This is a genomic window from Paractinoplanes pyxinae, assembly GCF_026626335.1.
GTDB classification, from domain to species: Bacteria; Actinomycetota; Actinomycetes; order Mycobacteriales; family Micromonosporaceae; genus Actinoplanes; species Actinoplanes pyxinae.
This window is the reverse complement of sequence record NZ_JAPNTZ010000005.1, coordinates 207,542-222,145: the sequence shown is the minus strand read 5'-3', so window position 1 is coordinate 222,145 and position 14,604 is coordinate 207,542. Positions and strand designations below refer to the sequence as shown.

Genomic DNA, 14,604 nt, shown 5'->3' with positions numbered 1-14,604 from the left:
AATGCGTCGTTGATCGAAGGGAAACACTCGATGCCGCGATCTCCCCTGCGACCACTCCTGCTGGCTGTGCTGCTCGTCCTGTCCGTCCTCGTCGCGCCCGCGAGCGCCGCCACCGCCGCCGTGACTGTCCACGGCCTCAAGGGCGAGTACTTCCGCATGTCGGCGCCCGGAGCGCGCGATTTCGCGGAACTGGGCGGCGTCGCGCTCGACCCCAACGTCGACCTGCCCGGGCTGGCCGGCACGTTCGAGTCGCTGACCGGGCGGACCGAGCACACGACGGCCCGCTGGACCGGCAAGCTCACGGCCCCGGCCACCGGCGACTACACGTTCTCGATGATCGGCGACAACGGGTTCCGCTTCTTCCTCGACGAGCAGCCGGTGATCGACCATTGGGTCGGCGACTGGGACGTCGAGCAGACCAGCGCCCCGGTGCACCTGGTCGCCGGGGAGGCCTACACCGTACGCATCGAGATGTTCCAGGACGTGGGTGGCGCGAACCTGTTCCTGCGGTGGGCCGGCGCCGGGCTCGAGAAGCAGATCGTCCCGGAGTCGGCGTTCACCCCGCCGGACGGCTTCCAGGTCTTCCCGGTCGCCTTCACGGTCGACAAGAGCGGCACGACGCTGACCGCCGAGTTCGACGCCCGGGTGACCACACTCGCGCAATTCGCTCAGAAAACGACGGTCGAGGTGGACACCACGCCGTTCCCCATCGAGTCGGTGCGCCGGGACGGCAAGAAGATCGTGGTCAAGCTGGGCGCGACCGTGCAGCAGAACCAGCGCGTACGGGTCAACTACGACGGCACCGGCGGCCTGGTCGTCGGTGGCGAGACGGTTCCGCAGGTCATTCACTCAGCAACGAACAACTCCACGCATCGCCTGACCACTCCGTGGGGCGACAAGGTCGACAAGAAGCACCCGCTGCCCGAGTACCCGCGCCCGCAGCTGATCCGTAAGGACTGGCTCAACCTGAACGGCCAGTGGGAGTTCGCCGGCGCCGAGGCGGGGGAGCAGCCGGTCTTCGGTAAGAAGCTCGCCGAGAAGATCACGGTCCCGTTCCCGGTCGAGTCGCAGCTGTCCGGTCTCGAGCGGCGCGAGGACCACATGTTCTACCGCAAGCTCGTGACTGTGCCCGGCGGCTGGAAGAACAAGCGGATCAAGCTGAACTTCGGCGCCGTCGACTACCAGGCCAAGGTGTGGGTCAACGGCAAGCTGGTCACCGAGCACACCGGCGGCTACAACGCCTTCACGGCCGACATCACCGACGCGCTCACGAGGAGCGGCCGGCAAGAGATCATCGTCGGCGTCACCGACGTGACCGGGCCGAACCAGCCCAAGGGCAAGCAGTCGCTCAACCCGGGCGGCATCGTCTACGAGCCGTCGTCGGGCATCTGGCAGACCGTCTGGCTCGAGCCGGTGGCGCCGGTCTCGATCGACCAGGTGGTCGTCACGCCGACGCTGCACTCGGCCACCGTCCGGGTCCAGTCCTCGGCCGCCGCGACTGCGACGATCGTGGCGCGGGACAAGAAGGGCAAGAAGGTCGGCGAGGTGAAGGGGGCGGCCAACGCCGATCTTGAACTGAAGATCAGCAACCCGCACCTGTGGAGCCCCGACGACCCGTACCTGTACGACCTGGACGTCAAGCTCGGCAGCGATTCCGTCCGCAGCTACTTCGGGCTGCGCACGGTCGAGGTCAAGAACGTCGGCGGATTCCCGAAGCTCGCGCTCAACGGCAAGCCGATCTTCTCGCTGGCCACGCTCGATCAGGGCTTCTGGCCGGACGGGCTCTACACCCAGCCCAGCGACGCCGCGCTCAAGTTCGATCTGGTCGAGACGAAGAAGCTCGGCTTCAACGCGGTCCGCAAGCACATCAAGGTCGAGTCGGCCCGCTGGTACCGGCACGCCGACGAGCTCGGCCTGCTGGTCTGGCAGGACTTCGTCAGCTCCGACATCAACAGCACGGCCGGCCAGGACGCGTTCCTCAGCCAGGGCCGCGAGATGATGAAACAGCTGCACAGCTACCCGTCGATCATCGGCTGGATCGTCTTCAACGAGGGCTGGGGCGAGTGGGACCGGGCCGCCACCGGCCGCATCGCCGACGAGATGAAGGCGGCCGATCCGTCGCGCATCCTCAACGCGCACAGCGGCGTCAATTGCTGCGCGTCCAAGGGCGACTCCGGCCGGGGCGAGGTGATCGACCATCACGACTACAACAACACCGATCCGGCCTACCCGGACGCCACCCGCATCGCGATGGACGGCGAGCACGGCGGTTTCACCCTGCGGACCCCTGGTCACATGTGGCCCGGGCCGCCGGCCGTGATCTACAGCGGGGTCGCCGACAAGGCCGCGCTGACCGCCAAGTACGTCGACAACACCGACCGGTTCTACCGCGAGGCGGCCGGGGCGGAGCTGTCCGGCTCGGTCTACACCCAGATCACCGACCTCGAGACCGAGCTCAACGGGCTGTGGACGTACGACCGGCGGCAGATCAAGGTCAACCCCGGTCCCGTACGCGAGATCAATGCCGCCGTCATCAAGGCGGGCGCCGAAGCGGCCTCCGACGCCACGTTCCCCGGGCGGGGCGACTGGAATCTCGACGAGGGCAGCGGCACGACCGCCCGCGACGGCAACGGCGGCCCGTCGCTGGGGCTCACCGGCGACACCGCGTGGGTGGACGGCGTACAGGGAAAGGGTTTGAAGTTCGACGGTGACGGCGACTCGGCCGACACTGCGGCGCCCGTGCTCGACACCACCAAGGACTACTCGGTGGCGGCGTGGGTGACGCTCGACAAGCTGCCCGGCAACTACGCGAGCGCGGTCAGCCAGGACGGGCGGACCCGCGAGAACCCGTTCTATCTGCAGTACGGGCAGGGCGCGTTCGCCTTCAGCACGCCCGGCGGCAACCGGGCCCGGCTGGAGATCACGCCTTCGCTCAACCGTTGGTACCACCTGGTCGGCGTGCGGAACCACGCCACCGGCGAGGCCCGCCTCTACGTCGACGGCAAGCGGGCGGCGGCGGTCCCGGCCGGCCCGGACGTGATCAGCACCGGGGCGTTCGCGGTCGGGCGGGCCAAGTACGCGGGCAACCCGACCGACTTCTGGTCGGGCTCGGTCGACCAGGTGCACGCCTACAACCGATCACTGACCGATGAGGAGGTCGCGGCGCTTTACACGGCCGAGGCGCCCTGACGGTCTGGTGAAGAGGGCCCACCCGCCTGGGTGGGCCCTTTTGCGTGTGGTGCTGCTCGGCGCCGTCGAGGGCTCTACCGAGTTCCTGCCCGTGTCAGGTCGTCGCGACGTCGTCGAACCACACCGTGCCGGTGTTGTCGCCCGACTTCAGGTGCAGTTGGACGCTGGCCGCCCCGGCCGGGACGGTGGCGTCGACGAACAGCTTCGTCCAACCGGTCGTGCCGGTGGGCAGGCGGTTGGACGTGTTCTGGCCGACCCACGTGCCGTTGATGTCGAACCAGCTGAGCGCGATCTCGGTGATGCCCGTGGCCGCGGTTCCCTTCGCGTACGCCTCCGCGTGCCACGCCAGCCCGGGCTGCACGGGCGTGATGGGCGAGGTGAGCAGCGAGGGGAGTCCGCTCGACGTGCGGGTGGTGCCGGAGAACCGGGCCGACTGACTGCCCGTACGAGCCGTGTCGTTGACGATGACGGCGGCCCCGGCCTGGGGAAGGTACTGCCGCCAGGGCGAATCATTAGCCGTGGTTTCAAAACCAAGGTTGAGTATCGAGCTGGAAATGTTTCCGGTCGTCCACGCAGCGCCAACCACGGAGGCGGCGAGCTTCGGGGTGCCGTCGGTGCGGTGGAGGCCGAACTTGTACTGGGCGGGCTGGGTCGAGACCGAGGAGTTGGACGGGATGGCGCCGGGCGCGAAGTCGTTGAGGATCCACGGCGCCACCGAGCCGACGTTCGCCTCCTGGGCGGCGCGGAAGACGCGGGCCAGATAGGCGGCCTGCTCGCCCTCGGTGGCCGACACGGTGCTCAGGCCGGTCTCGCCGATGACCATCGGGTCGGGCGCCACCGCGGCCTGGGCGCGGCGGATCTCGGCCAGGGACCGCTCCGACGCGCCGTAGAAGTGGAAGTCGTAGAAGTCCAGCGGCGTGGTGGTGAGCTGCGCCTTGAGGTTGGCCATCCCGGCGGCGCCGCTCGTGCCGTCGACGGTCAGGGTGAGCGGCATGGTGGGCGCGGTGGCCCGGATGGCCGGGATCAGCTCACGGGCCCAGGCGATCGCGGTGGCGTTGGCTGGCGGGATCTCGTTCTTCAACTCGACGGCGATCACCCGCGGGTCGTTCACGTAGGGCGACAGCAGTGTGAGGGCCCAGATGACACTGTTGTCCACGTCGGAATAGTTGGACCACCAGTCGAACAGGGTGAGCTTGACGTCCAGCCCGTTCTCGTCGGCGATGTCGACGACCATGTCGAGCTTCGTGGCGTAGGCGGCTGTCGGCTCGGGATAGCCGAACGTCTGCGGGAAGACGATGAGCCGCACGGTGTTCGCGCCCAGTGCGGCCGCCTTGGCCAGGTCGGCGTTGATGCGTACGGGATCGAAATTGACCCACATGTTCGTCCAGCCCGCGTTCGCCGGGTAGTAGTTGATCGTCTTGGCGGCCCGCACATCGGCCATCCGGCTGGCCAGAGTGGGTGCCGCCGCCTGAGCCGGCAGGCCGGTCAAGACCGTGCTCAGCAGCAGAAAAACGGCGAGAACAAGGGCACGTACGCTGATTTTGCGCATGCGAAACCCAGCCTTCATGAGGTGGGAAAAGGACACCGCCGTGGTGCCAATGAATGCCGATCGGCATCTATTGACGACGGTAAGTTCCCCCGCGCGAGATCGCCATGACTGCCGTGTGCCAAGGCGTGCGACCGGCCATCGGCTAATGATCTATGTAGATGGAACTGTTGTATTCCGGAACCAGCCGATCGAACGACGGGCGGGTACGGTCCACAGGCGATCGGACGGGTGATATCCGGTGAAGTCCGGCCGGACGGATGAGGTTGCCCGCGTCCTGTCCGTCTAGCGTCGCTGTCGTCGTTGACGGGTACTTCTGACCGAATTGGCCCCTGCATGAAAATGATCACGACATCGGTTCTGGTGCACTGCCCGGCCACCGATGACGAAGGGTTGACCGAGCTGACGAAGGACCTGCAGAAGGTCGTTCTCGACGAGTCGGATGTCGACGACGTGCGGCCGGCTTCCGCCGGTCCGGTGCCCGTGGGCGGCAAGTCCGGCGAGGTCGTCGCCGTCGGGGCGCTCGTCGTGACGCTCGCGCCGATTGTGCTCGAAGGGCTGGTGAGCGTGCTGGCGTCGTGGCTGAGCCGCCAGCCGTCGGACGTCGAGATCGAGGTGGACGGTCAGCGGTTCAAGGGCCGGGTCACCCGGGCGCAGCGGGACGCATTGGTGGCGGCGTTCACGCGCCGCCTGGGCGAGTGACGACCCGGCGGGCGCTGGCGCTCGGCTGCTGCACGTTCAAGGACGAATCCCTGGCGGATCTGCGTTCGCCGCGTCGCGACGTCCGCGATCTCCGTGAGGTGCTGAGCGACCAGCACTATTCCGTGCGGGCCGAGATCGACTGTTCCAGCCGGACGGCGCAGCGCGAGATCGAGGGCTTCTTCCAGGCGGCCTCGGTGACCGACGATCTCAACCTGCTCTACCTGTCCTGCCACGGTGTGCAGGACAAACAGGGGCGGCTCTACTTCGCGTTCACCGACACCGAATGCGACTATCTCGGATCGACCGCGGTCTCGGCGGAATGGGTGCGCGAGTGCATGCAGTCCAGCCGGTCGAAGTCGACCGTCGTGTTGGTCGACTGCTGCTTCAGCGGCGCTTTCATCAAGGGAATGAGCGTGCGGTCGACCGGGCCGGGCGTGGAGGCGCTGGTGCAGGACCTGCCGCGGGGCAGCGGCGTGGCGGTGCTGACCGCGTCCGGCGCCACCGAGGTCAGCTTCGAGAACCGCGGCGACGACCGGCCGTCGTATTTCACCGCGGCGGTCATCGACGGAATCTCCACCGGGGCCGCGGATCTCAACAGCGACGGGCGGATCACCGTCGACGAACTGTACGAGTACGTCCACGCGCGAATGAGTGCTGGGCCGTCGCCGCAGCGCCCACGCCGCCTCGGCGCCGGGGAAGGCACCCTGGTGATCGCCGAGACGGGCGGCGGGCCACGGCCCGTACCCACGGCGCCGGGACGGACGACGCGCCGGCAGGCGACGGTCCTCGGCGCGGCCCTGGCCGTCGCGCTCGTTTCGGGCGTCGCCTGGGCAGTTCCCCATCTGCCGGGCAAGACTTCGGATCAAAACGACAGGGCCCTGCCGCCGGCCGCTCCGCAGACCAGCACGCCGGTACCGCCCAGCGCCTCCGGGGCGTCGCCGTCCCCGCCGTCGCCCACCCCTGCCACCTCGACCGGTTCACCTCCGCGGCAACCCACTCCCGAACTCACCACTCCCAGGCCCACCACTGCCACTTCCACGGCGACGGCCGCGCCGCCACCGGCCTCGAAGGCGCCGGTCGTCGTCTCCAGCGGCCGGATCTCGTCGCCCGGCGGTGGCACCGGCGTCCAGAACTGCTCCTACTTCACCGGCACGGCGAAGCTGGCCGAGGGCAAGACGCTCGTCCTGGCCAACCGCAACCTCAGCAACGGGGACGCGCACCGCTACGTCCAGCAGGTGTTCGGCTGGCGGGAACCGCAGAACCTCGGCTCCTGGCGCGGCCACCAGTACTTCCCCGGTGACAACGGCCAGCACTACAAGGTCGAGCTGATGTCCGTCGACCTGGCCGCGGTCAATGCCGCGTACGGAGGCAGCGACGCCGAGTGGGATGCACTGGCCGATCAGGGCACCACGCTGGCCACCCGCGAGGTGGTCCGGCAGCCCGGCACTGTCGGCAACGCCTGCGAAGGACCGTGACGGCCGGCGCGTTTCCAGGCCCTGCGATCCTCTTCGCGTGGACTACTTCTTCTACGGCCGCGACCGGGACGGCGCGGGCGAGTTGCGGGCGCGGCTCGTCGAGGAGCACTGGGCTTTCATGGACAGGTTTGCCGAGCAGATGATCGCGCGGGGGCCGACGCTGACGGACGACCTCGAGGACGCCACGGGCAGTGTCCACATCGCTGACCTGCCGGACGCCGAGACCGCGCGGGTCTTCGCGTTCGAGGAGCCGAACTACGTCGCCGGGGTATACCGGCACGTCCTCGTCCGGCGGTACGTCGACCTGCTCGGCCGGACGATGTGGGACTTCCCGGGCCCGCGCGACGAGGGCGGCGGCCGCTATCTGATTCTCGCCCACGCCAAGCCGCTCCGGGACTGGCCCGGCGCCGAGCCGGAACTCGACCGCGAGCAGCTGATCGCGTACGGCCGCCTGCTCTCCGAGAACACCGAGGACTGGGAGGGCGCCGCCGTCATCGGCGAGTTCCCCGACCCGCAGGCGATCCGGGCCGTCTTCGCCGCCACCGGCGACTACGAGAAGGTCGAGGTCCACCCATGGACGTTCGGCGGGCGGCGCTGACATGCGGATCCTGCTGGTGTCTACGCCATTGCTGCGAACTGTTCAGTCGATGCTCCCGTTGGGCCGGGCCCTGCAGGACGCCGGCCATGAGGTGCTGGTGGCGACGGCCGGTGAGGCGGCGGTCGCGGACCTCGACGGGTTGCCGGTCGAGGACGTAGCGCCGCAGTTCAGCTATCTGTCGACCGGGCTGCGGATGGCCCTCCGGCACCCGCTGCTCACCCGGGCCGAGCGGAAGGGCACCGCCGGAACCCGGGCGGCCGCGCTCACCTTCGGCTCGGTGAACGACCAGCTCGCCGACGGCCTGGTCGCCCTCGCCGAGCGCTGGCGTCCGGACCTGGTCGTGCACGATCCGCTGGCCGTCGCCGGCGCCCTGGCCGCCGCGACGGCCGGTGTGCCTGCCGTGCTGCTCGACAACACGCTCATCGGCGGTCCGGACCTGGCCGCAGTCACCGCCGCGCGCTTCCGCCGGAGCCGCGGATTACCGCCGGCCGCGGCGACGATCAGCATCGCCCCGCCCAGCGTCGTGGGTTCCCGGCCCGGTTTGCCGATGCGGTTTCTCCCGTACGGCGAACAGGCCGACCTACCCGACTGGCTGACCCGGCCGCCGAGTCGCCCCCGCATCGCGGTCGACCTGGGCCGGCCGGGCAGCCGCCCGCTGATGAGCCGCGCGATCGCCGCCGTCGAGGCCATCGACGCCGACCTCGTGCTGATCGAGCCCGAGACGCACCTGCCGCAGCCGCCGCGGGCAGGCAGCGCCGGCCCGGTTCCACTGGCGGCGGTGCTCCGCCACTGCGCCGCCGTGATCCACCAGGCCGAGGCGTCCGGCGTCCTGGCCGCCCTGCACGCCGGCGTGCCGCAACTGGCCGTCAACGGCAACTCCGCCCACCGCCACAACGCAGCCGCGGTCGCCCGCCGCGGCGCCGCCCTGGCCGCCGACGACCTCGACATCACCACCGACCTGGTCACCCGCCTCATCACCGACCCCTCCCTGGCCACGAACGCGGCCGAGGTGGAAGCCGAGATGGCGGCCATGCCTGACCCCGCTCAACTGGTGAGTCACCTGGAGGAGGTGCGAGAGAGTGCGGCCCGCTGAACAAGGCTTGGCCCGCCCTCCGCTGTCGCTGGCGCCGGACCGCGGCCGTCATGCCGCCCAGCAGCCGCATCTTGCCCTTGCTGTACGGCCCCGGGCTCTTCGTCTCCTGAGTCATCGACCTGCCCCTCCGCCGACGTTGATCGCCATCCGTACCCGGGGCCTCTGACGCGAATATGCGAGCCCGCGTTCACAGCTCACGCCAGACGTGGGGTTCCTGGTAGGCGTGCCAGCTGCGGAAGAACCAGTCCGCCAGGTCTCGGATGCGTTCCAGGCAGTTGTCGTAGTACTGCTGCGGTTCCGGTCTCGGGAAGTTGGGGTGCGCCGTCCACTCGGGGATGAAGGTGGCCGCCTCCCAGAAGCCCTCGGCCACCCAGCGCGGCAGGTCGTCTCGGCCCTCGTGGTCGGCGCAGGCTGAGCGCATCGCTCGTTCGAGACGCGTGAAGGCTTCCTTGTCCCACCGCAGCTCGGTGCGCAGCCGCAGCATGAAGCTGCCCTCGGCGGACTCGAACTCGTGCCTCAGGTCGTCGGTCACGGCTGCATCTTGGCAGGGCGGTACGACATCCCGAACGGGGCTGGGCCGTTGGTCAGGTGACGGAGGGAAGTGGCGATGATCAGCCCGCAGGGTCAGAACGAGACGTATTTGCGTGATGTCGGGCGGCAGGGGGAGCGGAGCTGGGCCGGAACCCGCACGAGCACCACCACCTCGTGGTGGCTGCTGGCGCTGTTCGGGGTGATGGCGCTCGGGTGTGTGGTCTTCGCCGGTGCGTTGCAGAGCGCCGGCGAGGTGTGCCACGACATAGGGCGGAGAGCTTGCTTCTCGTTGGTGATCGACGACCTCACGGGGAAGCCGGTGCCCCATGTGCGGGGGCGGGGCGACTAGCGGAAAACGCGTGGAGTGGGGGCGGCGGGCGGCGGTACGGTGCGCCGGTGTCGAACTATCCGCCGTTGAACCTGCGGGTTCGCACGCCCCGGGTGACGCTCGAGGCGGCCACCGACGAGCTTCTGGAACGGCTCGTGCCGGTGGTGCGGGCCGGCCTAGTCGTGGACGGTCAGCCGTTGCCGTTCGACGATCCGATGACGCTGTACGACGAGAGCCCTCAGCGTGAATGGGGCTGGATGCGGCGGGTCTGGGCCGGCCGGTCGAGGGTGAGCGCCGAGTTCTGGCGGCTCTACTTCGTGGTGTGCGAGGACGGCGAGCCGCTCGGCATGCAGGATCTGATCGGGCGGGACTTCGCGGCACTCGGTACGGTGACGACCTTCTCGTGGCTGGCGCCCGGTGCCCGTGGGCGGGGGCTCGGCAAGGAGGCGCGGGCCGCGATCCTGCAGTTGGCCTTCGACGGGTTCGGGGCCCGTGAGGCGGGCAGCGAGGCGTTCGCCGACAACAAGGCGTCGAACGGGGTCTCCGCGGCGCTCGGCTACAGCCGCAACGGCACGGCGTGGGCCACCCGCCGCGGTGAACCGGCTCAGTTGCTGGGCTGGCGGCTGACACGGGACGACTGGGCGCCCCGCCGCCGCGCCGACATCGAGCTCTCCGGCGTCGAGGAGTGCCGCCCGGTGCTGGGCCTCTGATGACGGCGCCCCCGCCTCAGAAGTGAGACGGGGGCGACGTACGAGGGAAACTCAAGCCACAGTGGCCGGGAAGCGCTGCCAGACGCGGTGCTTGGCCAGCAGGGCCTGGAGCTCGGTCAGAGCGGTCGCACCGGCGTCGGCGGCCACCACTCCAGGCGTACCCGCAATGCCGGTCTGCTCGAGAACCGTGACACCAGCACCCCAGGCGCCGATGGCCTTGGCGTGCCGCCACGCCTCCTCGACCAGCAGCGTGACCCGGGGGTCGACGGCGGGGGAGGAGGGCGTGCCGGCCTTGGCGTCACGGGCGGGCAGGGCGTCGGGGGCCGGAGCGGGCGCGCCGGCCAGCAGGATCGCGTCGAACTCGATCGAGCGGGCGGTGGCGAACGTACGCTGCACCGTCACGCCGTCGACCACGCCACCGTGCGGAGCGATCACCAGCGGCACCATGCCGGCCGCGAAGATCGCCGTGCGTACCTCCTCGACTCCGTCCAGACCGGCGGCCGGGTCGACGACGATGCCGATCAGGCGACCGTCGGCCGGCCACTCGCCGCCGACCTGCGACAGCACCGGGCTGGCCTCGACCTCGGCGTCGTCGAACGGCACCGTCGGCTTCGGCACGGGCAGGCCGAGGCCGGTGGCCACCTGCTCGCACAGCACCGGGTCGATGTTGGCCAGGCACTGCACCTGACGTTCCTTGATGGCCTGCTCGTAGCACTTGGCCAGCTCGAAGGTGTACGCCCGGATGATGTGCTCCTTCTCGACCGGGCTCATGCTGCGCCAGAACAGGCGTACCTGGCTGAAGTGGTCGTCGAACGAAACCGGGTTCTCGCGCACCTTCGTCGACTCGGCCACCCGCACCGGGATGTCCAGGAAGCCGGTGTCGGTGGTGGACGGGTTACCGCCGTCGAGCGAATTCGGCCGGTACGGGGCGACGCCGCCGTGCACCGCGTGCTGGTGGAAGCCGTCACGGAGCATGTCGTTGACCGGCGCGTGCGGGCGGTTGATCGGGATCTGCGAGTGGTTGGGGCCGCCGAGCCGGGTCAACTGCGTGTCCAGGTACGAGAAGAGCCGCCCCTGCAGCAGCGGGTCATTCGTGACGTCGATGCCGGGCGGCAGGTGCCCGAGCACGAACGCCACCTGCTCGACCTCGGCGTGGAAGTTCGTCGGTACGCCATTGAGCACGAGCTTGCCGACCGGCTGTACCGGAGCCAGCTCCTCCGGCACGATCTTGGTCGGGTCGAGCAGGTCGATGCCCGCGAACGTCTCGTCCTCGGTGTCGGGGAAGACCTGCAGGCCCAGCTCCCATTCGGGGAAGGCGCCGGCCTCGATCGAGTCGTACAGGTCCCGGCGGTGGAAGTCGGGGTCGACACCACCCGCGAGCTGCGCCTCCTCCCAGTCCAGGGAGTGCACGCCCAGCTTGGGCTTCCAGTGGAACTTGGCCAGGACGGTCTCGCCGGCCTCGTTGATCAGCCGGAAGGTGTGAACCCCGAAACCCTCCATGTGCCGGTACGAGCGTGGGATGCCGCGGTCGGACATGTTCCAGATGGTGTGGTGCTGGGCCTCGGTGTGCAGCGAGACGAAGTCCCAGAACGTGTCGTGCGCGCTCTGCGCCTGAGGGATCTCGCGGTCGGGGTGCCACTTGCCGGCGTGGATGATGTCCGGAAACTTGATCGCGTCCTGGATGAAGAACACCGGGATGTTGTTGCCGATCAGGTCGAACGTGCCCTCGTCGGTGTAGAACTTGGTGGCGAAACCGCGGGTGTCGCGCACCGTGTCGGCCGAGCCCCGAGAGCCGAGGACGGTCGAGAATCGTACGAAGACCTGGGTCTCTTTGCCCTTGGCGAGGAACCCGGCCTTCGTGATCTCAGAAGCGGTTCCGTACGCGGTGAATGTCCCGTGGGCGCCGGCGCCCCGGGCGTGAACGACCCGCTCGGGGATCCGCTCGTGGTCGAAGTGCGAGATCTTCTCGCGGAAGTGGTGGTCCTGCAGCAGGGTCGGCCCGCGCGTCCCGGCCTTGAGCGAGTGGTCGGTGTCGCGCAGGCGCGCGCCCTGCGAGGTGGTGAGATAGGCGCCCTGCTGGCTCTTGCTGACCTTGGGCGCTCCGGTCTCGGCGCCGGTCGGCGTCACCGTCTCGGGCGCGTCCTGCTCGCTCTTGGGCGGCAGCGGCTCGATCGGGGTGGTCGGCTCGGCCAACGACGGCGTGCCGCTGCCCGGCGAGCCCGGGATGCGGTCGCCGGGCGTGACCGCCTTTTCGACGGCGTCCTTGATCTTCTTGACGGGCTTGCTGGCGTCCATCAGTCGGCACTCCTCCTGGTTTGTGATGCCGGCAAGGGCTACCCGCGATTGAGCCGGTCAAACTGGGCGCAACCGGTAAATATTGCCCAGGATTCTGCTCAGGCGGGCGGCCCGACGGGGCCACGGATGCCCCTAGGGGCCAAGATCAAACGAGGAAGGGTGAATGACTGACTTTTCACCAAGTTGCTTGCATGACGGCAAGCGAGGCGGGTAGGTCGAGGGCCGGAGGCGAAACGAGCGAAAAGGAGCCCCCCGATGATCAACCTCGAGCACGCCAACCGCCTGCACGGCACCGACGTCTACGACGCCGACGGCGACAAGATCGGCAGCGTCGGCCAGGTGTGGGACGACGGCAACGGCCGTCCCGCGTGGGCCAGCGTCAAGACCGGGCTGTTCGGCCTGAACGAGTCGCTGGTGCCGCTGGACAGCGCCGACCTGCGCGACGAGCGCCTGGTCGTGCCGTTCGACAAGGCGAAGGTCAAGGACGCCCCGAACATCGACGCGTCCCACGACGAGCCGCTGCAGGGCGAGGACGTCGACAAGCTGTACCAGTACTACGGCCTGAGCTGGGAGGACAGCTCCCGCGCGTACCAGGCCGGAGCGGCCACGGCGGGCGCCAACTACACCGGCTCGGAGTCCACTTACAGCGAGGGCCGCACGGCCGGCTACGCCTCGGACTCCAGCGCCGACTACTCCGCGGGCCGCACCGCCGGTTACGCCTCGGATTCCGCCGAGGGCCGCGCCGACTACGCCGAGGGCCGGGCGTCGGGCGACGACGCCATGACCCGTTCGGAGGAGCGGCTCAACGTCGACACTCGCGCCGAGCAGACCGGCCGGGCCCGGCTGCGCAAGTACGTGGTGACCGAGCAGGAGCAGGTCACCGTCCCGGTCGAGCGCGAGGAAGTCCGCCTGGAGCGCGAGCCGATCACCGACGCCAACCGCGGCGACGCCCTGGGCGGCCCGGCCATCACCGAGTCGGAGCACGAGGTGACCCTGCACGCCGAGCGCGCGACGGTCGACAAGGAGGCCGTCCCGGTCGAGCGGGTCCGCCTCGGCAAGGAGACCGTCCGCGACGAGGAGACGGTCGGCGGTGAGGTCCGCAAGGAGCGCATCGAGGCCGACCTCCCCGACGAGAACGGCAAGCGCAACTTCTCCTGACGTCCGCACATCAGTCCCACCCGCCGGGGCCTGCCCGAACGCGCAGGCCCCGGCACCAAACGCTCACCCCCGCCGACGGAACGAACCAAACGCGCAACAACCGACGACAAACGCTCACTTCGCGCAGCCGCCGCCGGCAAACGCGCACTAGCCGACGGCGAACGCTCACTTCGCGCAGGCGTCACCAGCAAACGCGCACTAGCCGACGGCAAACGCTCACTCCGCGCAGGCGTCGCCAGTAAATGCGCTGTCGTCGACGGCAATCGCTCACTTCAGCGCAGGCAGCGCCGGCAAACGCGCAACAACGGACGACAAACGCTCACTACGTGCCAGTGCACTCGGCAAACGCACATATCTGTACGGCGAACGTCTAACCGCGACGGCAAACGCTCAGTTCATGCAGGCTTCGGCCAGCACGCAAACGGCGAGCAGATGCACCGACGGCCATGAGGGTCGTTCCCAGGTGGTCTCGCGGGCCGTCCAGCCGCGGGCGCTCACTGTGTCGGCGACCCCGTCCGCGTAGGCGGCCAACGTTGCCGGGTGCACCCGTCCCCGCGAGTCGGCGACTACTGCGCGGATGTGCGCGACGTGCTGATCAACTGCCGCGTGCAGGGCCGGCAACGCGTGCATCGCGGCCATCCCGGCCCGTCCGACACGCTGCGCCCACTGCTCCAATGCGAGCGCCGACGCCGCCAGCACGGCCGTTTCGCTCTGCCGAGTGAGATCCATGGCGTCTCACCGTACGAACGTGATCGCCGCCTTTCAAGCTTTTGCCCGGTATTCAGCCCGTTCAGCCCGGGGCGGGGCCCGCCGAATCGCGGACCACCAGCGTGTGCCTGATCGAGCGAGCTCAGCTCCGGGCCGAACCGGTCGAATCGCTCCAGGAGCTGGTCGAGCGCCGTCAGTCCCGGCCGGACCGGTCGAAGCGGAACGCGTGCGTGTGCCTGGTCGAGCGCCGTCAGCTCTGGGCCGGACCGGT

12 protein-coding genes are annotated in these 14,604 nt (G+C 69.4%); 8 read left to right on the top strand and 4 right to left on the bottom strand.

The window, feature by feature from the left end:
• Nucleotides 1-30 precede the first annotated feature (30 nt).
• Nucleotides 31-3,189: a LamG-like jellyroll fold domain-containing protein gene (locus tag OWR29_RS15355; RefSeq protein ID WP_267563494.1), complete on the top strand. Its 3,159-nt coding sequence runs from the start codon at nt 31-33 to the stop codon at nt 3,187-3,189.
• Nucleotides 3,190-3,283: 94 nt separating this feature from the next.
• Here the strand turns inward: OWR29_RS15355 and OWR29_RS15350 are convergent, their stop codons facing one another.
• The gene (locus OWR29_RS15350) at nt 3,284-4,738 is read right to left on the bottom strand and encodes a cellulase family glycosylhydrolase (protein ID WP_267563493.1); all 1,455 of its coding nucleotides are present in this window, start codon (nt 4,736-4,738) and stop codon (nt 3,284-3,286) included.
• Between the two features lie 339 nt (nt 4,739-5,077).
• Here OWR29_RS15350 and OWR29_RS15345 point away from each other — a divergent pair, with 339 nt between their 5' ends.
• Genes OWR29_RS15345 through OWR29_RS15330 form a run of 4 tightly spaced genes read left to right on the top strand, consistent with a single transcriptional unit; the run spans nt 5,078 to nt 8,603 of the window.
• Nucleotides 5,078-5,437, top strand: coding sequence for an effector-associated constant component EACC1 (locus tag OWR29_RS15345; protein ID WP_267563492.1), 360 nt, complete (start codon nt 5,078-5,080; stop codon nt 5,435-5,437).
• On the top strand, nt 5,434-6,912 hold the full coding sequence (locus OWR29_RS15340) for a caspase family protein (RefSeq protein ID WP_267563491.1): 1,479 nt from the start codon (nt 5,434-5,436) through the stop codon (nt 6,910-6,912). The genes OWR29_RS15345 and OWR29_RS15340 overlap by 4 nt, the downstream gene beginning before the upstream one ends.
• A 37-nt stretch (nt 6,913-6,949) precedes the next feature.
• Nucleotides 6,950-7,510 (top strand): YciI family protein, encoded by a 561-nt coding sequence (locus OWR29_RS15335; protein ID WP_267563490.1) that lies wholly within the window; start codon nt 6,950-6,952, stop codon nt 7,508-7,510.
• 49 nt (nt 7,511-7,559) lie between these two features.
• Complete coding sequence (locus tag OWR29_RS15330) at nt 7,560-8,603, top strand: nucleotide disphospho-sugar-binding domain-containing protein (RefSeq protein ID WP_267563489.1); 1,044 nt, start codon at nt 7,560-7,562, stop codon at nt 8,601-8,603.
• 187 nt (nt 8,604-8,790) lie between these two features.
• Here OWR29_RS15330 and OWR29_RS15325 read toward each other — a convergent pair whose 3' ends face one another.
• Nucleotides 8,791-9,135: a hypothetical protein gene (locus OWR29_RS15325; RefSeq protein ID WP_267563488.1), complete on the bottom strand. Its 345-nt coding sequence runs from the start codon at nt 9,133-9,135 to the stop codon at nt 8,791-8,793.
• 75 nt (nt 9,136-9,210) lie between these two features.
• Here OWR29_RS15325 and OWR29_RS15320 point away from each other — a divergent pair, with 75 nt between their 5' ends.
• Both OWR29_RS15320 and OWR29_RS15315 read left to right on the top strand, forming a co-directional pair.
• A complete protein-coding gene (locus OWR29_RS15320; RefSeq protein ID WP_267563487.1) occupies nt 9,211-9,483 on the top strand; it encodes a hypothetical protein in 273 nt (90 codons plus the stop codon).
• 47 nt (nt 9,484-9,530) lie between these two features.
• Entirely contained in the window at nt 9,531-10,172 is a 642-nt protein-coding gene (locus OWR29_RS15315) for a GNAT family N-acetyltransferase (protein WP_267563486.1), read from the top strand.
• Between the two features lie 51 nt (nt 10,173-10,223).
• Here OWR29_RS15315 and OWR29_RS15310 read toward each other — a convergent pair whose 3' ends face one another.
• The gene (locus OWR29_RS15310) at nt 10,224-12,467 is read right to left on the bottom strand and encodes a catalase (protein ID WP_267563485.1); all 2,244 of its coding nucleotides are present in this window, start codon (nt 12,465-12,467) and stop codon (nt 10,224-10,226) included.
• A 255-nt stretch (nt 12,468-12,722) separates the two neighbouring features.
• Between OWR29_RS15310 and OWR29_RS15305 the strand changes: the two genes are divergently transcribed.
• Nucleotides 12,723-13,625, top strand: coding sequence for a DUF2382 domain-containing protein (locus OWR29_RS15305; RefSeq protein ID WP_267563484.1), 903 nt, complete (start codon nt 12,723-12,725; stop codon nt 13,623-13,625).
• 390 nt (nt 13,626-14,015) lie between these two features.
• Here OWR29_RS15305 and OWR29_RS15300 read toward each other — a convergent pair whose 3' ends face one another.
• A complete protein-coding gene (locus OWR29_RS15300; RefSeq protein WP_267563483.1) occupies nt 14,016-14,354 on the bottom strand; it encodes a DUF6401 family natural product biosynthesis protein in 339 nt (112 codons plus the stop codon).
• Nucleotides 14,355-14,604: the final 250 nt, after the last annotated feature.